The 19,458-nt window shown below is 39.0% G+C and carries 16 protein-coding genes; all 16 read left to right on the forward strand.

Going from position 1 to position 19,458, the window contains the following annotated elements:
• Entirely contained in the window at positions 1-1,179 is a 1,179-nt protein-coding gene (locus BLT94_RS06325; protein WP_281243353.1) for a DegT/DnrJ/EryC1/StrS family aminotransferase, read from the forward strand.
• Positions 1,176-2,393 (forward strand): non-hydrolyzing UDP-N-acetylglucosamine 2-epimerase, encoded by a 1,218-nt coding sequence (gene wecB / locus BLT94_RS06330; protein WP_245742988.1) that lies wholly within the window; start codon positions 1,176-1,178, stop codon positions 2,391-2,393. Before BLT94_RS06325 ends, wecB begins: the two co-directional genes overlap by 4 nt.
• A gap of 29 nt (positions 2,394-2,422) precedes the next feature.
• Positions 2,423-3,589: a glycosyltransferase family 4 protein gene (locus BLT94_RS06335; RefSeq protein ID WP_092231691.1), complete on the forward strand. Its 1,167-nt coding sequence runs from the start codon at positions 2,423-2,425 to the stop codon at positions 3,587-3,589.
• Positions 3,590-3,611: 22 nt separating this feature from the next.
• Entirely contained in the window at positions 3,612-4,325 is a 714-nt protein-coding gene (locus tag BLT94_RS06340) for a class I SAM-dependent methyltransferase (RefSeq protein WP_092231694.1), read from the forward strand.
• 56 nt (positions 4,326-4,381) lie between these two features.
• Positions 4,382-5,431 (forward strand): hypothetical protein, encoded by a 1,050-nt coding sequence (locus BLT94_RS06345; RefSeq protein WP_139168992.1) that lies wholly within the window; start codon positions 4,382-4,384, stop codon positions 5,429-5,431.
• A gap of 79 nt (positions 5,432-5,510) precedes the next feature.
• Positions 5,511-6,812, forward strand: a complete 1,302-nt coding sequence (locus tag BLT94_RS06350) for an MBOAT family O-acyltransferase (protein WP_175530288.1) — start codon at positions 5,511-5,513, stop codon at positions 6,810-6,812.
• A gap of 54 nt (positions 6,813-6,866) precedes the next feature.
• On the forward strand, positions 6,867-8,147 hold the full coding sequence (locus BLT94_RS06355) for an O-antigen ligase family protein (RefSeq protein WP_092231702.1): 1,281 nt from the start codon (positions 6,867-6,869) through the stop codon (positions 8,145-8,147).
• 22 nt (positions 8,148-8,169) lie between these two features.
• On the forward strand, positions 8,170-9,411 hold the full coding sequence (locus tag BLT94_RS06360) for an aminotransferase class V-fold PLP-dependent enzyme (RefSeq protein ID WP_092231705.1): 1,242 nt from the start codon (positions 8,170-8,172) through the stop codon (positions 9,409-9,411).
• A 16-nt stretch (positions 9,412-9,427) separates the two neighbouring features.
• On the forward strand, positions 9,428-9,739 hold the full coding sequence (locus BLT94_RS06365) for a hypothetical protein (RefSeq protein ID WP_092231708.1): 312 nt from the start codon (positions 9,428-9,430) through the stop codon (positions 9,737-9,739).
• 192 nt (positions 9,740-9,931) lie between these two features.
• Complete coding sequence (locus tag BLT94_RS06370; RefSeq protein WP_092231711.1) at positions 9,932-11,380, forward strand: lipopolysaccharide biosynthesis protein; 1,449 nt, start codon at positions 9,932-9,934, stop codon at positions 11,378-11,380.
• Positions 11,381-11,493: 113 nt separating this feature from the next.
• Positions 11,494-12,558 (forward strand): glycosyltransferase family 4 protein, encoded by a 1,065-nt coding sequence (locus BLT94_RS06375; protein ID WP_175530290.1) that lies wholly within the window; start codon positions 11,494-11,496, stop codon positions 12,556-12,558.
• A gap of 27 nt (positions 12,559-12,585) precedes the next feature.
• Positions 12,586-13,590 (forward strand): polysaccharide deacetylase family protein, encoded by a 1,005-nt coding sequence (locus BLT94_RS06380; RefSeq protein ID WP_092231717.1) that lies wholly within the window; start codon positions 12,586-12,588, stop codon positions 13,588-13,590.
• Positions 13,591-13,688: 98 nt separating this feature from the next.
• Entirely contained in the window at positions 13,689-14,918 is a 1,230-nt protein-coding gene (locus BLT94_RS06385) for an ATP-grasp domain-containing protein (protein ID WP_092231720.1), read from the forward strand.
• 41 nt (positions 14,919-14,959) lie between these two features.
• Positions 14,960-16,117: a glycosyltransferase gene (locus tag BLT94_RS06390; protein WP_092231723.1), complete on the forward strand. Its 1,158-nt coding sequence runs from the start codon at positions 14,960-14,962 to the stop codon at positions 16,115-16,117.
• Between the two features lie 73 nt (positions 16,118-16,190).
• Positions 16,191-18,080, forward strand: a complete 1,890-nt coding sequence (gene asnB / locus BLT94_RS06395) for an asparagine synthase (glutamine-hydrolyzing) (RefSeq protein WP_092231726.1) — start codon at positions 16,191-16,193, stop codon at positions 18,078-18,080.
• Positions 18,081-18,091: 11 nt separating this feature from the next.
• Positions 18,092-19,456 (forward strand): phenylacetate--CoA ligase family protein, encoded by a 1,365-nt coding sequence (locus tag BLT94_RS06400; RefSeq protein WP_092231729.1) that lies wholly within the window; start codon positions 18,092-18,094, stop codon positions 19,454-19,456.
• The last annotated feature ends 2 nt before the right edge of the window (positions 19,457-19,458 follow it).

Genomic DNA, 19,458 nt, shown 5'->3' on the forward strand with positions numbered 1-19,458 from the left:
TTGGATACCACCAAGCCGGAAATGCAATTTATCGACCTTGCCGCTCAGCAGAAAAGGATTCTGCCGCAGCTTCAAAAAAGAATAACGGATGTGCTTTTACATGGGAATTATATCATGGGGCCGGAAGTCATTGAATTGGAGCAAAAACTCTCTGATTTTACCGGAGCAAAACATGTAATTTCATGTTCCAGCGGCACCGATGCTTTATTAATGGTTCTGATGGCCAGGGGCATTGGAAAGGGGGATGCCGTATTTACAACCCCGTTTTCTTTTATGGCAACAGCGGAAGTCATCGCTTTTCTTGGAGCAACCCCTGTGTTTGTCGATATTGATCCAATAACCTTTAATATGAATCCTTCATCCCTTACAAAAGCGATAGAAGCCGTTCTTTCAGGTGATTCCAACGTGTACCCGCTCCCATCAAATGACAAAAAGAGATCTCGTCTCAATCCCGGGGCAATAATACCCGTGGATATTTTTGGTCTTCCCGCAGATTATGTAAAAATCAATTCCATTGCAGAAAAAGCAGGACTTCCGGTGCTTGAAGACGCTGCCCAGAGTTTTGGATCGGAGTATAATGGGAAAAAAGCATGCAACCTCAGCGATGTGGCGGCAACCAGTTTTTTTCCGGCAAAACCCCTGGGATGTTATGGTGACGGCGGTGCGGTTTTTACCAGTGATGACGGGTTTGCTGAAGTGATAAAGTCGATTCGTGTTCATGGCAGGGGAACTGAGAAATATGATAATATCCGAATTGGAATCAATGGGCGTCTTGACACAATACAGGCAGCCATCCTTCTGGAAAAATTGAAAATTTTTACAGAAGAGATACGGAATCGAAAAAAAGTTGCTGATCTTTATTCTGCCTTATTGTTGAATAAGGTAGACATTCAAACCGTTCCGAAAGGCAGCACCAGTGTGTGGGCGCAGTATTCCATCCGATCCGATGCCAGGGATGTTTTACGGAATGCTTTGAAAAAAAATAATATTCCAACAGCCGTGTATTATCCAAAACCGCTTCATCTTCAAACGGCGTTTGCATCTCTTGGCTATAAACCGGGGGATTTTCCCGTTTCAGAAGAATTGTCAAATAAAATATTCAGTTTGCCCATGCATCCATATTTGACGTATGAACAAATACATCACATTGCCGGTGTAATAACAAAGGCGTTAATATGATAAAGATAGCGACAATTATTGGAGCGCGACCTCAATTCATTAAAGCGGCGGCAGTGTCAAGAGCGATTATAAAAAAAAACGATTCTCTGCCTTTGTCTGAAAAAATAATAGAAATTATTATTCACACGGGACAGCACTATGATGAAAATATGTCAGGCATATTTTTTAGTGAACTTAAAATTCCTGAACCGGATTATAATTTGAATATTGGATCAGGTTCCCATGGTGAGCAAACAGGGCGGATGATGGCTGAAGTTGAAAACGTCCTCATACAAGAAAAACCTGATTTTATAATCGTTTACGGTGATACAAATTCCACACTTGCAGCGTCTCTTGCAGCAGTTAAACTTCATATACCATCCGTACATGTGGAATCCGGGCTTAGAAGCCATAACCGTTTGATGCCTGAGGAAATAAACAGAATCGTAACCGATGAAATTTCAAATTTTCTTTTTTGTCCAACAATAACGGCAGTGGAAAATTTGGCAAAGGATGGTATCGGGTCTGAAGAGAAAATAAACCTGATATATAATTTTAACCGTCAGCATGTTTTTCTGGTGGGGGATGTTATGTATGATTCCATTCTCTTTAATGTAAAACTGGCTGAACAAAAATCAAAAATATTGATGGATAAGGCTATTGATTCCGGGGATTACCTGCTTGCAACGCTCCACCGGGCTGAAAACACGGATGACCCTGAAAAGTTAAAACAGGTATTGGTTGCGTTTGATAAAATGGTTTCGCAAGGTGAAAAAATTATATTTCCCATGCATCCTCGAACAAAAAAATACATTAACGATCTTGAATTGTCTTATAAAATAAAAACCCCTGGCCCGGATTCAAATATTCGAATCATAGATCCGGTTGGTTATCTGGACATGCTCATGCTTGAAAAAAATGCGAAAGCAGTATTTACGGATTCCGGCGGCGTTCAAAAAGAAGCTTTTTTACTGGGTGTTCCCTGTATTACCTTGCGGGATGAGACGGAATGGGTTGAAACCGTCCAGGCCGGATGGAACATCCTCACGGGTGCGGATTCGGAAAAAATATTAAGGGCATATTCTGTTATGGCAGAATCCGATAAGCAGTCTGCGCCCTTTTCAGAATTTTTAAATGAAGATGTCTCGGGCAATAATAGTAAGTCCGATTGTTATGGAGATGGGCATGCTGCTGAAAAAATTATTGATATCATGCTAAAGATTTTTAATAAATAATTTGTCTTGCTTCCTGAAAGAACAGATATATGAAAGTCGCAAATAATAATAAAATCCTAATGCTCCTGTCAAATGCTTTTGACCCGGATCCCAGGGTACACAGGGAAGCGACTGCACTGGTTACTGCGGGGTATGACGTTACTGTTTTATGCTGGGATCGTGATTTTAAATCACCTGCCGGTGAAACAATTGATGGTGTTCGCATTGAAAGAATTTATGTGAAATCAACCCATGGGCGAGGTGTTACCCAGATAGGCTTTCTTCTTGTCTTCTGGATTAAAGCATTCCTTTGTGGAATCAGGAAAAAAATCAATTATGTCCATGCCCATGACTTTGATACACTGCCGTTGGGATATATATTGGCTAAATTTAAAAGTGTAAACCTTATTTATGATTCGCATGAAAGTTATGTTGATATGTTGTACCATCATCCGGTGTGGCTTAAAAATATAATTTTTAAGGTTGAAAACCACCTGTTAAATAAGGTTGATCTGGTCATTACCGTTGGTGAAAAACTTCGGCAGTATTTGGAAACCAGAGGGGCCAAAAAAACTTGTGTTGTCGGAAACTGGCAGGATCCTGAAAAATTCAAATTCAGCACGGCACAAAAAGAACAAGCTTACAAAACACTTGGTATCAAAGAAAATCAGAAGGTCATAGCATTTATTGCCAATTTGGGGTTGGAAAGACAAGTTCCTCAATTGATTGAGGCTGTCAGGCAAATGCCGGATATGTTTTTAGTTCTGGGCGGTGACGGTCCATGCAGAGCCCTTGCAGAGAAAGCGGCTTCTGAATGTAAAAACATTGTTTACCTTGGGTATGTGAAGCCGGATAAAGTGCCTTTTTATACGGCACTCTCCGACATAATATTTTACGGATTTGATCCCAAAAATCCCAATGCCGAATTCAGCGCTCCCAATAAACTGTTTGAGGGACTTGCGGCCGGAAAGATTATTGTTACAGGTGATTTCGGTGAGATAGGGAAAATTGTCAGAAAAAAAAAATGCGGTATCATGGTTGATGGTTATTCGACGTCTGTATTGATTGACGCGTTTAAAAAAATATCACAGCATAATGCTCATGATTATTGTCGGAATTCATTAAATGCTTGTAAAAATGAATTTAATTTAAGAAATGCAAGTGAGATATTAAAAGAAAATTATAAAAATTTTCAGATACACCAGGGTGCTTCTTAAACAATCGGCAGGACATTGATTTATGGGATCATTGACGTCAAAATTAAACAAGCGGTTCTATGGAAAAAAATCACACCCTTATAAAATTTATTTAGAAGAAATTGTGAACAGACTGCCTAACGGTGCAAAAGTCCTTGATGCCGGATGCGGACATGATGCACCCGTGATCAGCGATATCGCAGCCGCCTGCGATATCGCCGTCGGGGCTGACATCACATATCTTAATCCGTGTAATGCCAATCCATCGGTGAAATTTATAATCAATGACCTTTCGGCCATAGGGCTTTGCGATGCCTGTCTTGATATGGTGATATCAAGAAGTGTGATGGAGCATATTAAGACTCCTGAAGACATATTTAATGAGATTAACCGGATATTAAAACCGGGCGGTTATTTTATTTTTCTTACGCCTAATCTTTATGATTATGCCAGTATTTTTTCAAAGCTTATTCCCAATAGATTTCATCCCCTTATAGTAAAAATGACCGAGGGTCGCAATGAGGATGATACCTTTCCAGCCTATTACAAAGCCAACACCCGTAGGGATATCCAGGATCTTGCCTCAGGCACGGGATTTGAGATTAAAGAAATTGAATTTTTAGGACAATATCCAGCCTATCTGATGTTTAATCCTTTTGTGTTTCTCATCGGAACCGCCTATGACCGAATGGTTTGTCGTTTTAATTGCCTTGCTTTTTTGCGCGGATGGATTTTGGGAGTATTGCAGAAACTGTGAATGATTCAATTGAAAAAATATGCCGGACGGATAAATATATTAATTCGAGCCGGGATTTGGAAGATATTTTGGATTTACGTGGAGCCGATTGGTATATTTTCCTATTTGTTTTATTCGGTATATTGATCTGTGTGGGACTTACTAATTATTTGATTGATCCTTATGGTTGGCATGGAACTGATATCTTAAAAGCCCAGCGAATTGATTCAAGAACGCGGGTTGAAAAAATGTTGCGAAACCAGTGGAACAAACCTGACGTAATGTTGTTCGGTAGCTCAAGAAGCATGTCTTTAAAACCAAATTTCGGCAAAGAGTCTATAGGAGTTAATGCTGCTCTGTTTGCCGGCGCTATTGAAGATCATTATTGTATTCTCAGGTATTCAGTGGAATCTCTTAGCTTTCCTTTACGGTTTGCAGTTATAGGACTCGAACCAGATCTTTTTTTAAGCACACATCCAATTGATCCTATGTTAATAAAAAACAAACGTCTTGGACGTTATCTGGAGAAAAAAAACATATCCATAATTCAAGCTTTTTTCAAGCAACCAGGATATGTAGATGAGGTTGCCTCTTTACTTTCCTTTACCACTTCAAAAAACAGTTGCAAAATTATTTTTGGCTTTTTGATGGATCATTTTGATCCAAAGGGAGCAATTACTGACATAAAACAAATAAGTTCATCCGGTTTAACTGGTTATTTGCTTGAAATAATAAAGAAAAAAAAAGACTCTATGACCGCTAGGTTAAGGCAGTATAAAAAATTATATTCCGGTGCAGTCGCCATTGATGCAGATCGGTTAAGGTATCTTTATCGATTTGCAGATTATGCAAAAAAAAATAGTATTGCTGTTGTGGCTTTTTATCCTGGGTACTCAAGGGGTTTTTGGAACGAAATGATTAATATTGATGCTTTTATAAAGAGTAACCAAAAGCTTGATCAAGAGATGATGAAATTGAAAAAGCTTTATGGGTGGCGTTTGATTGATTTTCGGCCAGGGAAGTTTAAAGGATCTGAACTTCAATTTTTTGATGGTGTCCATCCCACAAAGCAAACCACCCTTATTATAGAAAAAATAATTTCAAACAAGGTCATAAATGATCTTTAATTCATATTCCTTTATATTTTGGTTTTTCCCAGTTTTTCTGCTGTTTTGGAAGCTGCTCAAAGGGAAGAGACGGCTGCGAATGTGGTTGCTTTTAATTGCAAGTTATACGTTTTATGCTTGGTGGGACTATCGATTCACGACCTTGATGGCCTTTATATCGGTTGTAAACTGGACTGCAGGCAGAAAAATAAATCATTCCAAATCGCCGGATTTACAAAAAATGGTGGTCATAATGGCAGTTGTTTTAAGCATTACTCCACTGTTTTTTTTTAAATATCTGCCCTGGCTGGGCTCATACGCAGAGGTTCTTTTTAATGGTGTTGCAAAGACACGATACAATGATTTTTTGTCTTCCATTATTTTGCCGGTTGGGATCAGTTTTTTTACTTTTCAGGCCATGAGTTACACGATTGATCTTTATCATAAAAAGTGTAATTACTGCCCAAACCTGATTAAATTTGCCGGATTTGTCAGCATGTTTCCCCAGCTTGTTGCAGGTCCTATAATACGGTTTAAAGACATTGATTCCCAGCTTGGACGAATTGAGCATTTGGATGATGAAATAGATTTCAATTCCGGGCTTGAGTTGTTTTTCAGAGGGTTAATTAAAAAGGTTTTTTTTGCAGATCAATTGGGGATTCTTATTGATCCCTCCTTTGCAGCAGGAGTTGATGTGAGTATGGGGCTGGCCTGGGCGTCTATTTTGGGATATACGCTTCAAATTTATTTTGATTTTTCAGGTTATTCAGACATGGCTATTGGTATGGGCCATTGTCTCGGATTTAAGTTTCCTGAGAATTTCAGAGCCCCTTACACATCTGCCAACCCTGCTGAGTTTTGGCGAAGATGGCATATAACCCTTTCCACTTGGCTTCGTGATTATGTGTATATTCTAATGGGTGGAAATAGAAAAGGAAAAATTTGCACCTTGCAAAATCTTATGGTGACAATGCTTATAGGCGGGCTATGGCATGGTGCATCATGGACGTTTGTATTCTGGGGATTTTGGCATGGATTCATGCTGTGCATTCATCGGATCACTCCCAATGCAGTCCTGCGGAAAATTCCCAAATGGATCGCTATCTTGATGCTAAACCTTGGTGTGATTATCGGGTGGGTTTTTTTTCGGCTCCCAACAATGGATCAGGGGTGGGGGTTTTTATCTGCCATGGCAGGTTTTGGGTCTCAATTATCTATTTTGATTTCTTGGCAGCTTTATTTCTTTATTCCGGCTGGTTATTTTGTGCATTATCTGGAACGGCGAGATATAGATGTCCCTTTTCCGCGAAAAAAAGTGTTTGCTATAGGATTAGCTATTTTTGCAGCGTTTTCAATTTTAGAACTCGGTCGTGATGCCCCTTTTATATATTTCCAATTTTAACAGCGGGCTTTTCTTTTTAATTCAGATATTATCAACAGTTTAATTTGAAAAATTATGGCTATAAAAACAATTTTTTATTTGATTACTCTTTTGGGCGGAAGCGTTGCATCCTTTTTTTATCCTGTTGTGGGGTTGCTCACTTATATGTTCGTTTTTTTTACAGCATCCAAACACAGTTGGTGGTATCAAGAAGTGATCGACATGGGGGTTCGAACCTCAATGATACCAGGCATTGTTTTTATTCTCTCCACTTTTATTCACAGTCAAAAACTCAATTTTACGCGATGGAGAATCTCCTCCATTGAATGGGGATTGATACTGTTTCTTTGCCTGGTATGGATTTCTCCTTTGCTGGGATATGGTATGACTGACTACAGTGTCTATATTCTGGATAAAGTAACGAAAAGTTTTGTTGTGCTTTTTTGCATGATGCGAGTGGTGACCTGGATCGAGCATTACTGTGTCATTCGATGGATGTGGGTCCTATCCGGTCTTTATTTTGGATACATGGCTTTTTCAGGAGGCGAAGACATGTTTTTGGGTGCCAGGTTAGATAATATCGGGGGGGGGGATTTTTCAGGCTCAAGCTCCTTTGCTCATCATTTGGTGATGACGTTGCCCTTTATTGCAGGTACATTGCTCCTTTCAAAACATTGGGCAAGTAAAGGCTTGTCATTTGTTTCCGGTGTTTTTTTAATAAATGCTATAATAATGTCGAGAACTCGCGGCGCTTTTTTAGCTATTTTATTCGGAATTGTGTATGGATTTATGCGGGCCCCCCGAAAATATCGTAAGAAGATTTTAGTATTGGGGATGGTCGGATTAATAGGTGCCTTTTCCCTTACAGATCCTGGTTTTTGGATGCGAATGGGAACAATTGAACTCAATATAACCGATATGGAGGCGTCAGCTTCAGGTAGACTGGAACTTTGGGGGGGATCATTAAAAATGTTAAGCGATTATCCTCTGGGAGTAGGTGTCGGTCGATTTCAAGATTTTATCGGACAATATGTGCCTGATCAGGCTGGATTAAGTCCTCATAACACATTTGTCCGTTGCTACTCTGACCTTGGCGTCCAGGGTTTTCTTGTTTTTTTGTTTATCTTGCTGATGGTGTTTAAAAAGCTAAAACAACTGCGAACTTTTGGTAAAAATAATGAATTTATGAACCATTATGAATTAGAGGCATTTATAATTGAAATAGCACTGATTATGGGGCTGGTCGCAGGAATGTTTACCGAGCGACTCTATTCTGAAGCCATCTGGTGGCTGGTAGGTATGACCGTCTGTCTGGAACGGTCAGCGATTCGAGAACAGGAACTTAACACCTCATAACAAGCTTGATTTAAATGATAAAATGAAAAAAAAAAATATCATCCCAATGGGTATTCCCTTATGGAATAATAAAGAATTTTTAAATATTATAAAATATGGCATTTTTACAAATAATAGCGCAAAAAAAAAATATGAGCTTTTAATAAAACAGTCTTTTGGAATGAAATATTGTTTTTTTACTGATCTGGGAAGACAAGCAATTACTCTTGCTTTGATGGGGTTAGGCGTTAATAAGGGAGATGAAGTGATTGTCCCGTCTTTTGTTTGCCAAAACGTTGTTGCCCCAATAGTTTTTATGGGAGCAACGCCTCGTTATGTCGATATTGATGATGATTATAATATATCTCCTGAAAGTGTTAAACAAAATATTTGCGATAAAACCTCTGTAATAATTGTACCACACCTGTTTGGGAAAGTAGCACGGATTAAAGAGATTCAAACCATAGCATGTTCGAGGGGCATTCCTGTTATTGATGATGCCGCTCAATCTGTTGGTGCAAAAATTAATGATAGATATATAGGAACTTTTGGAGATATCGGGATATTAAGTTTTGGTCCATTTAAAAGCATAACAGCAACCCGGGGTGGTGCTTTATTATTAAATGATGATATGATTTATGAAAAAATTAAAAAAATAGAAATTTTAAATCACAGGCGAATACCTTTAATAAGAGGATTGAAAAGTATCATTAAATTCAAAATGAGAAAATTTTCTTTGCCACTAATTTCCAAAATAAATCAGCACTCCATATATGGCAAAAAAAAACCACAGTCTTTAGCTGAGTTTTTTAAGACTTTTACCAGTGAGAGTACCCCCTGCAATATCGATTTGATGGACCTGTCCATTATAAAATGCCAGTTAGATAAATTGCCATCAATAATAAGCAAAAGAAAACAATTGGGTATAAGGCTGACAAAATTGTTGTCTGAGCAATCCTGGTTTAAAACAAATAATCATTTTACAGGTGAGAATATATTTGTCAAATATATCATTAATCTTGAAAAGCTAATTCCAAAACACGCTATAATTGATGTTGTTATTTCTAAAGTACTCATATTTCTCAATAGTAGAGGCATTGAAGCCCATAGCGCTTACATTCCCATGCATCAAAACAAACGGTTGTTAGTTTCATCTCAACCATATTTGAAAAATACGGAAGATAAAGCACCCGGTTTGATTTGTCTTCCAATAAATCATGACATGAAATTGTCGGATATCGATTTTATTGCATCATGCATCAACTGTTTGCCGGAAATAATATGAATCGTAAGGAGTTTTTATGAAAGTAAAGTATTTATTTATAGTACTGTTTCTTTTTTTTATATTTCCTTATTTTTCAACCGCAGAAGAAAAATGGTGGCAGAAGTGGCCAAAACATCCGAAAGGACTAAGAATTTCAATTGAAGACGTCAAATATTTAATAAATAAGAAAGAAAAAATATCATTTGTTTACGCCGGCTATGCTGGAGGAGAAGGCAGTGAAGTCGTCTGTGGATCACTTATTATTCCCTATGACAAAGTTCCCCCAAACGCCGATGGCCATCAGGTAAAAGTAAAATTTTCACCTGATCGGTGGTTGTTATGTTTTTGACCTTGACCTTCTGAGGAGGATAGTGCCCGTGTGGCACATTGGTTATATCGAAGTGGTTATAAGAAGGCAAGAGCGATACAGGGGGGAACCAACAGATTGAAAAAAGCCGGTGGTTTCCCTTTTTGTCCTGTAACCGAAAGAATGAAAAAAGCTTTTAATAAAAAAGTTACTATCAGGTATCATTTGCGTTAAATGTCATATTCGCTTACTGAAATAATTAAACACACTTCCATATACAGTTTCGGAAGACTGGCAAGCAAAGCAATAGGGTTCTTGCTGATTCCTTTGTACACGAGGTTCTTGACTCCTGAAGATTACGGCGTTGTAGAAATGCTGACAATGTTCATCGCTCTTTCCGGTATTGTAATACAGGGCGGTATATCGGCGGCAATTTTTAAATTTTATAATGAATGTAAAAGTAAAATCGAACAAGATGAACTAATTTGTACAATATTAGTATTTATTTTTTCATTAAGCTTACTGTTTTGTGTTTGTACTTCACTTTTGTCTCCAACCATTTCTTTAATTTTTCTAAAAACAGAAGATTTTAGTTTTTATGTGGTGCTAATGGTGGTTAGTTTTTTTTTCTCGACAATAGCAAATGTTCCTGAAACATATCTAATGGCTGAAAAAAAATCAAAAATATTTACTTTAATTTCTCTTGCTACACTTGTGATTAATCTTGGCTTTAATATTTATGCGGTTGCGATATTGAACTTGGGTATAGAGGGCATTTTATATGCAAGTGTTGCGGCAAGGGTTTTTAATAACATACTTCTTTTCAGTGTTTTTTTAAATAAAGTATCTTTTAAATTAAAATTTAACAAATTAAAACAAGTTCTATCATTTTCCATACCAATGATTCCTGCTGAATTGGGTTTGTTTGTATATGCATATGTTGATCGTTTTTTTCTTACCCATATGAGCGATCTTCAAAGTGTTGGAATTTATTCACTTGGTTATAAATTTGCATTTATGATCAGTATGCTTCTTGTTCAGCCTTTTATGCAAATATGGCAGCAAAAGATGTATGAAATCAAAAAAGATGAAGATGCCGCTATTAAATTCGGAAAAATGTTTACTTATCTATTTGCTTTTGTTCTGTTTGCCGCATTGTTTATGTCAATATTTATTAAGGACACCATTGCAATTATGGCTGCCCCTGAATTTATTTCAGCTTGGAGGGTGGTTCCAATAATTGCTTTTTCGTATGTTTTTAAGTCAATGTATCTTTTCTTTCAAATGGGGATGTTTTTCAATTCAAAAACGTCATATTTGAGCTATATTGCCTTGCTTGGTGCGCTAATTAGCATTTGTATGAATTATCTTCTTGTGCCGCACTTGAAAGAGCTTGGAGCAGCATTCGCTATATTGATTTCAACAATTAGCATTGCTGCCATTACATTGTTTGTTTCACAACGGTTATATAAAATTAAACTTGAGTTCTTGGAACTGTTTAAAATTATCATGCTCGGAAGTTTTCTTTTCTTTTTTTATATCAATATTTCAATTGAGTTTCCTTTTATTTCAATAATGGTAAAGTTATCTTCAATACCAGTAATATTTTTTTTGATAAGAGTATTTAATGTCTGTAATTGTAAAGCCTTTTCCTTTTCTAAATTGATAGATAGTCGATATTAAAAAAATTAATATTGGTTTTCATCAAATTTTTTAACTATTTTACAATATTTATAATGTGTTAACTATGTTTCTAATGATCCATGCCGCCAGATTATGTAGAAAGAAAAGATTTGATGAATAAAAGAAAAACCATCTGCATTGTGTCCCCATATCCCCCGCCGTTGGGAGGAATGGCGATTCAGGCGCAGAAGATGGGTCGGCTTCTCAAAGAGAGCGGATACGATGTCGTTGCGGTTAAAACCAACGCGGATATCCCCCCACCCTTGGCATTTCTTTCCAGGTTTAAAGGTATTCGGACCATAGCAACGGTTCTTTTTTTTCTTAAAAATTTAAATAGTGCTTTAAACCGTACAAGTGTAGTTTATTTTTTTACGGGGTTCTTTGATTTTTTCTTTTGGGTGACGTACCCGGCCCTTATTTTGATAAAATTGCGGAAAAAACGAGTTATTCTCAGTGTGAGAGGGGGCGGTGCAAGGGAGTTTTTTAAAAAATATAAAAAATTATTGGCACCGGTTTTTTATCAGGTCGATACGTTTACGGCACCTTCCGGTTTTTTAAAGGACGTGTTTAAAGAGTTTTTTGACATTGACCCTGTTCTGGTGCCCAACATAGCAGATCTGGATCAGTTTCAATACATGGACAGAAAGGTTATCCAGCCTAAGTTTATTGTTACGAGAAGCCTTGAAGACATATATAATGTGGAGTGTGTGATTCAAGCCTTTAATCTGATTCACGATGAATATCCGGATGCCGGACTTGGAATCGTGGGGGATGGAACCCGGAGGCGCGATCTGGAAAGGCTTGTAACGAAATTGGATTTAAAGGATTGTGTAACGTTTTATGGCCGTGTTGAGCATTCCAAGATTCAAAATTACTATAAAAAGTACGATGTTTTTATCAATGCCTCAAAAGTCGATAACCTGCCCGGCACCATACTGGAATCGTTTGCCTGCGGATTGCCTGTCGTTACAACAAGCCCCGGCGGTATTCCTTATATGGTAAAGGATGGTAAGACAGGTATCCTGGTCAAGGATGATGACTGCCAGGCACTTGCTGATAAAACCATTGAATTGTTACAATTCCCTGAAAAGGCAAATGCGTTGGCGAAAAACGCCAGAAAAGAAATATATTCCTATTCATGGGAAAAAATAAAGCCGGTTCTGTTTGAGTTGTTATAATTGGTGTTGATTTTTTTAAAGGAGATTATGTCGAATCCACCGATAAGTGTGTTTATAACAGTGGACACTGAAACCAGCATTGGCGGCGCATTTTCTGATCCCCGTAAACATCCGGTCGGTGCTGACAGACGAATTTTTTGCCGCAAAAGTGAAAATGCTTATGGTATATCCCTTATGATGGATATGGCGGATCAATGCAGCATCAAACTCACTTTCTTTCTTGAAGTGTTTAACAAGTATTTTTTTGGAGAAGATGAAAGCCGCCGTGTCTGTGAATATATAATTGAACGGGGACATGATGTTCAATTGCATCTTCATCCCAATTATCTTAATTTTACCACTGGCGACATCGCCGGAAAGAAATTTTCAGATCTGATTGGTCAGTATCCGTTAAAAAATCAAATTGAGATGATCAAGGAGGCAAGAAAAATCCTTATATCCTATGGCGTTTCCAATCCCGTTGCATTTAGAGCCGGGTGTTTTGGAGCAGATTTTAATACATTAACGGCGCTGAACAGGAACGGTTTTCTGGTGGACAGTTCTTATAATGCCGCATATATAGGGAAGTCCTGCCTGATGCCGGAACTGGATATTAACGATATTGCCCCTGTAAACGGGGTATGGGAAATCCCGATTACCTGTTTCAAAGAGCAACTACCGGGTCTTGCTTCCCGTAAAAAACCAATGGATATCAATGGGGCAGGCTTTGAAGAGATTCGGGATGTCCTTATGACCGCAACAAAAAGCGGGCCATATTGTATCACCATTATGTTACATTCCTTTAGCTTTGTTAAACCCTTTGATGTACAATATAGTCGAATCAGGCCCAGAAACCATGTGGTGGGACGTTTTAAAAAACTTTTGGATTTTTTTAAAAAAAATGAAGACATATTTGAAGTAAAAACTTTTGATATGTTGTCGGCCGACAAGCTGGAAAAAATGAGTTCCAATACGTTAAATACCCTGCATCCCGTAAAAAGTTCCTTGTCGGTCTACCGCAGCCTGTGGCAGCTTGTTGATAGGATCGTGTGAAATTTGGCACATCATGTCAGCAATCCTCGGACAATGAGACTCATCGATAAATAGAATAGAAATACCCAGCAGATACAACAGTCTTTGGAGACTGAAAAGTGAAAAAAACAAAATGTTTTCAAACGGGAAAAAACAATCCGGTAAAATTTTGTTCACAGACACGCCCCGTTATTATAGGCCGTTTTGGTCCGCCGATTCTGGCATGCATTCGAAGCTGGGGAAAACAAGGATACCCGGTCGGTCTTATCTGTGTGGTGTCTGGTCAGGAAAAAAAACCAACGTCAAAATATTTGTCAGATGCTATTTTGATAAAGCAAGATAGCATGTTTTCAAATAAAGGGTTGCAAATCATAACGAATTTTTTAAAAAAATTTAAAGCAACAGGTATCATTGCCATTGATGAAAAAATATCCATCCGCCTTAATGAGATTGCGGGTGAATTGCCAGCGGACGTTACAATATGGTCTGCTTCAAATGAAATAATCAGAAAGGTCCTATCCAAAAAAAAACAGATTGAAATTGCAAAAAATGCAGGTTTTCAAATGCTGCCGACTTGTTTAATAGACAAAGATTTTGAAAATACGAAAGAACTTCATTCCATTCCATTCCCCCTTTGTCTCAGGCCCTCTCAGCCGGGATCTGTTCAACCCTCATTTAAGGTTGAAATCGCAACATCGCTCAGCCGGTTAAGAAAAATAATAAATGATTTTGAAACGATAAATGAGCCTGTTATTGCTCAACCGTTCATGAATTTACCCAATCTTGTGATTCATGGGACAAGAACGATGAAAGGGAAAACAGAAGGGGTTGAGGCATTTATCGTGGAGCGTAAATTTGAAGGTGTTACCCTTGTCCTTAAGCCGGTCACAGTTGATTCGGATCTTTTGAAAAAATGTCAATCGTTTACTGAACTTTTTAATATAACGGGCAATTACCATTTTGAATTTTTATATGATTCAAAAACACAACAGGCATTTTTCCTGGAGATTAATTTGCGGTTGGGTGGTACCACAGCCAAGGTGTTTTCCTGCGGATATGATGAACCCATGTTTGCTTTAAATGCATATGGACCTTTGGTGAATCTTAAAGATTATAAAATCCAAAATCACAAAGTTTCCAGCAAACAGGCTTTGCTCAAATATCTGTTTTATGCCGTTTCCGGAAGACTAACGCCTTTGGATTATCCCAACGGTGAATTTTTTGTTTTGCGTCTGGCAAAAATATTTTGGGCCTTTTTCTTCTATAAGGATGAAGTATTGAACTTTGATGACATAAAAGGTTCAATCTCTCTTTATCGGCAAAATTTTTTATCAGCATTTTTACATTAACGGTTTTGTGTTAATAAACAGTTACAGGCATATTTTTCCCCATGAAAAAAAGCGATCCCGGATTGATCATACAAAAGCATCGACCCATAAAGATCCTTCATATCCTAGATTCTTTTAATATTGGCGGCCTTGAAAACGGAGTCGTTAATTTGGTTAACACCATGGACCAAGATCGCTTTCATCATACGATCTGTTGCATCAGAGACATGGGGCCGATGCATAAGAGAATTTTAAGAAAAGACGTTGAAATAATTTCTTTGAATGTGAAAAAAAGAGATTGGTTTGTTTTCTTGAAGCTTGCCAAGATTATTGCAAAAATTCGTCCGGATGTAGTCCATACAAGAAATTATGGAACCATAGACGGTATTATAGGCGCGCTTCTTGCGCATGCGGGTGCTGTCATACATGGGGAACATGGAAGAGAATTTAATGATCCGGAAGGGTTAAACAAAAGACGGAATTTTTTTAGAAAATTATTGTTTTTAAAACCAATCTCAATTGTGGCCGTATCCAATGATATCTGCAAATGGCTGAATGAGACGGTGAAAGTGCCGGCTGTAAAAATATGCACCATTATCAATGGGGTGGATACAAATAAATTTTTACCGCCGCCGGACAAGGCTGCTGCAAAAATCAAAATTGGGGTTGATCCCTCTCCGATGGTTATCGGTTCGGTGGGGCGAATGGACAAGGTAAAAAATTATGAGATGCTTTTGACTGCATCGTCAATGATTGATTCAGCTTCTTCACCATTTTGTATGGTATTCGTGGGGGACGGACCGGAACGTAAATGCCTTGAACAATGTGCGAGGGATAAACATCTTAAAAATGTTGTTTTTGCCGGTCAACAGGAGAACGTTGTCGACTACCTTCAAGCCTTTGACCTGTTTGTCCTGCCTTCGGTTGCGGAAGGCATCTCAAACACTATTCTGGAAGCCATGGCTTGCGGCTTGCATGTCATTGCAACCGATGTCGGGGGCAACACAGAGCTTATTGAAGATAAAAAAAATGGAACTCTGGTGCATTTGAATGATGTAGAAGCTTTGGCCGATAGAATCGGCTGGAGTTTGGCAAATCCTGAAGCAAGCAGGAGAATCGGAGAATTCGCACTTAAGCTATGTATCCAACGATTCAGTCTTGAGCGGATGGTGCTTGAATATGAAAATCTTTACACTGAAGCATTTAAAAGCATCAATTAAAATTGATATCAGGCGGAAGGCCTTTGGATAATCTTGCAACCACTAAAGAGGATCAATTGGATTTATATTAAGAATGTGCGGAATTTGCGGAATATTTAATATTGACGGCAACCCGGTTGCATCCGAACTGATTCATGCCATGAACACCACCATGATTCACAGAGGACCGGACGGGGATGGGATCTTTGTGGATAAGGGTGTCGGTCTGGGGCACCGGCGTCTGAGCATCATTGATCTGAATACCGGCGATCAGCCCATGTCAAGCAGCGACGGCCGGGTCACCGTTGTTTTTAACGGAGAGATTTATAACTTTCAGGAACTCAAAAAGATTCTTGAGAAAAAAGGACACCGGTTTAAGACCAGAAGTGATACTGAAGTGATTATCTATGCCTATGTGGAGTGGGGGCAGGCATTTGTTAATAAACTTCGGGGCATGTTTGCCATTGCGTTGTGGGACAAGAGATTGAAAGCCCTTTTTCTGGCACGGGACAGGGTCGGCAAAAAGCCTCTGTACTATTGTTATGATGGAAAGAAATTTGTCTTTGCGTCTGAACTCAAAGCCGTTCTTGAGGTGCCGGGTATCTCAAGACAAATGGATTTTAAGGCGCTTGATGCATATTTCAGCTTTGGATATGTGCCCTCTCCAATGAGTATTTTAAAAGGCATCCGAAAACTCAAACCCGGGCATATTGCCTGGTGTTCTTCCAAAGGATTCGCTGAAGAAGAATACTGGGATATTAATATGAACGGTTTTGATCACGGGATGACGGAAGAAACCGCTATTGAACGATTGACGGAATTGTTTGATGAGGCTGTCGGAATCAGACTTGTCAGTGATGTGCCGCTGGGGGCTTTTTTGAGCGGTGGTGTGGATTCCAGTGCCGTGGTGGCTTCCATGGCCGGATTGCTTGACGGCAAGCCTGTAAAGACTTCTTCCATTGGGTTTTGTGAAAAAAAATTTAACGAACTTGAGTTTGCAGAAATTGTATCAAAAATGTACAGCACAGATCACCGGGAAGCAGTTGTAACAACGGATGCTCTTGATGTGATAGATAAAATCGTATGGCATTTTGATGAGCCTTTTGCTGATTCGTCTGCCATTCCGACCTGGTATGTGTCAAAAATTACCAGGCAGAACGTCACGGTTGCCTTATCAGGGGATGGGGGGGATGAAACTTTTGCCGGATATGTTCAGCGGTACGGCATGAATCGGTTTGAAGATAACATCAGGAAAACAATTCCGTCTTTTATCAGAAATACTCTTATCCGGGGCATGGCATCCGTATATCCAAGGATTGATGCTCTCCCCAGACCTCTCAGGCTTAAGGCATTTTTAACCAATCTTTCCCTTTCAATGGAGCAGGCATACTACAGGGATATGTCTTTTTATTTTTCTCCGGAAAATAAGAAATTCTTATATAATTCAGATATGAAGAATGCGGTTGACGGGTATTCGTCTTTTTTCGTATTTGAGCCTTTTTTCAGGCGAAATACCAATCCTGATCCGGTTACAACCGCACAGTATGTTGATATAAAAACGTATATGACCGAGGATATTCTTGTGAAGGTGGACAGAATGAGTATGGCACATTCCCTGGAGGTCAGGTCACCGATCCTTGATCACAAGCTTATGGAATTTGCTGCCACGCTTCCGTCCGGCTTAAAATTGAACCATCGGGAATCAAAATATATCCTGAAAAAAGTGAATGAGAAACGACTGCCCCACAATATTCTTTACAGGAAAAAACAGGGATTCAGCGTGCCGCTGGCACAATGGATCAGACAAAATTTGAGGGGGTATGTTCAGGCTGCGCTTTTTGACAGTAAAAATAATGTTGGTGAATATTTGAGCATTAAATATGTTAAAAAATTATGGGAGGATCATTTGAAAGGTATGAATGATCATTCCTCACAAATTTGGAATATCTTTATGTTTGAACTGTGGAGAAGGCGGTTTTTGTAAAGGAGATAACCATGTATAATAAAATTGTTAAACATCTCATTTTTCCGCTTCATGAAAAAATTTTGGGCAGAGACACCTTTAAATTCCTTGATCAGCTTTCAAAAGAGCAATATTTGCCTGAAAAAGAAATAAAGGCACTTCAATTTAGAAAACTAAAAGAACTTTTGATGCATTCTCAAAAGAACATCCCTTTTTATGCTGAACGGTTTGCAGCTGCCGGTTTTGATCCTGAAAAAATGAAATGTATTGAAGAAATAAAGGTGTTGCCGCTGCTTTCCAAGGAGGAGATTCGTCAGAATCTTGAGGACATGAAATGGAATGATTCTCCCGGCGGTCTTCACCGATACAATACGGGCGGATCATCCGGCAAACCCCTTGTGTTTTATTTTGACAGGAGGCGGCAGGCCTATGATGCCGCTGCCAGGGCTTTGACCCATCAATGGTGGGATGTGGATGTCGGGGACAAGGAGCTTTATCTGTGGGGATCGCCCCTGGAAATAACAAAACAGGATAAATTAAAAGATTTCAGGGATAAAATCACAAATGATTTGCTGATCAGTGCATTTGAAATATCAGAACAACAGATACCCGACATGGTAAGAAAAATAAAAAAATTTAAACCCAAGTGTGTGTTTGGCTATCCATCCACGATTGCACTATTCTGTAAGATGGCCGGCAAAAAGGGATATGATCTTGCGAATGAAGGAATAAAAGTGGTTTTTTCCACTGCCGAGGTTCTTTATGATGGCCAGAGAAAATCAATCGGCCTGTATTTCGGAGGTGTTCCCGTTGTGGATTGCTATGGCAGCAGGGAAGGTGGATTTGTCTGCCAGGAGTGCAAAGAAGGAAAATATCATGTGGTTGATTCCAATTATATTATTGAATACCTGAAAGACGGAAAAGATGTCGGGCCGGGTGAAGACGGCGAGGTGGTTTTGACCCATCTTGATGCGTGGGGGATGCCGTTTGTCCGATACAGAACCGGAGATGTGGCTCAGCCTGGAGAATCCGGATGCGCATGCGGCCGCACATGGAGCATTGTTCAGAATATTCAGGGACGAACCACCGATTTTGTCGTAACACCGGACGGTCGGTGGCAGCATGCGTTGTCTGTGATATATGTGGTGAGAGATATTGAAGGTGTTGATGAATTCAAGATCCTTCAGCACAGTGTTGATGACATAGAGGTTCTTTTGAAAATTCATGATAATCTTTATCCTGGAGATGGTGAACAACGTATCGTAACGGGGTTTAAAAAACGGATGGGAGATTCAGTGGATGTGCGGGTTACCCTGACCGATTCCATACCCCGGGATGCATCCGGAAAATACAGATATGTTGTTTCCAAAGTCGGGGCATTTAACAAGGAAATGTGAGG

Origin of the sequence: Desulfobacula phenolica (assembly GCF_900105645.1) — a bacterium.
Classification (GTDB): domain Bacteria; phylum Desulfobacterota; class Desulfobacteria; order Desulfobacterales; family Desulfobacteraceae; genus Desulfobacula; species Desulfobacula toluolica.

Coding starts and splice junctions, on each gene's coding strand:
- wecB (WP_245742988.1), top strand. CDS start 1,176: ATGATAAAGATAGCGACAATTATTGGAGCGCGACCTCAATTCATTAAA.
- BLT94_RS06335 (WP_092231691.1), top strand. CDS start 2,423: ATGAAAGTCGCAAATAATAATAAAATCCTAATGCTCCTGTCAAATGCT.
- BLT94_RS06340 (WP_092231694.1), top strand. CDS start 3,612: ATGGGATCATTGACGTCAAAATTAAACAAGCGGTTCTATGGAAAAAAA.
- BLT94_RS06350 (WP_175530288.1), top strand. CDS start 5,511: ATGTGGTTGCTTTTAATTGCAAGTTATACGTTTTATGCTTGGTGGGAC.
- BLT94_RS06355 (WP_092231702.1), top strand. CDS start 6,867: ATGGCTATAAAAACAATTTTTTATTTGATTACTCTTTTGGGCGGAAGC.
- BLT94_RS06360 (WP_092231705.1), top strand. CDS start 8,170: ATGAAAAAAAAAAATATCATCCCAATGGGTATTCCCTTATGGAATAAT.
- BLT94_RS06365 (WP_092231708.1), top strand. CDS start 9,428: ATGAAAGTAAAGTATTTATTTATAGTACTGTTTCTTTTTTTTATATTT.
- BLT94_RS06370 (WP_092231711.1), top strand. CDS start 9,932: ATGTCATATTCGCTTACTGAAATAATTAAACACACTTCCATATACAGT.
- BLT94_RS06375 (WP_175530290.1), top strand. CDS start 11,494: ATGAATAAAAGAAAAACCATCTGCATTGTGTCCCCATATCCCCCGCCG.
- BLT94_RS06380 (WP_092231717.1), top strand. CDS start 12,586: ATGTCGAATCCACCGATAAGTGTGTTTATAACAGTGGACACTGAAACC.
- BLT94_RS06390 (WP_092231723.1), top strand. CDS start 14,960: ATGAAAAAAAGCGATCCCGGATTGATCATACAAAAGCATCGACCCATA.
- asnB (WP_092231726.1), top strand. CDS start 16,191: ATGTGCGGAATTTGCGGAATATTTAATATTGACGGCAACCCGGTTGCA.
- BLT94_RS06400 (WP_092231729.1), top strand. CDS start 18,092: ATGTATAATAAAATTGTTAAACATCTCATTTTTCCGCTTCATGAAAAA.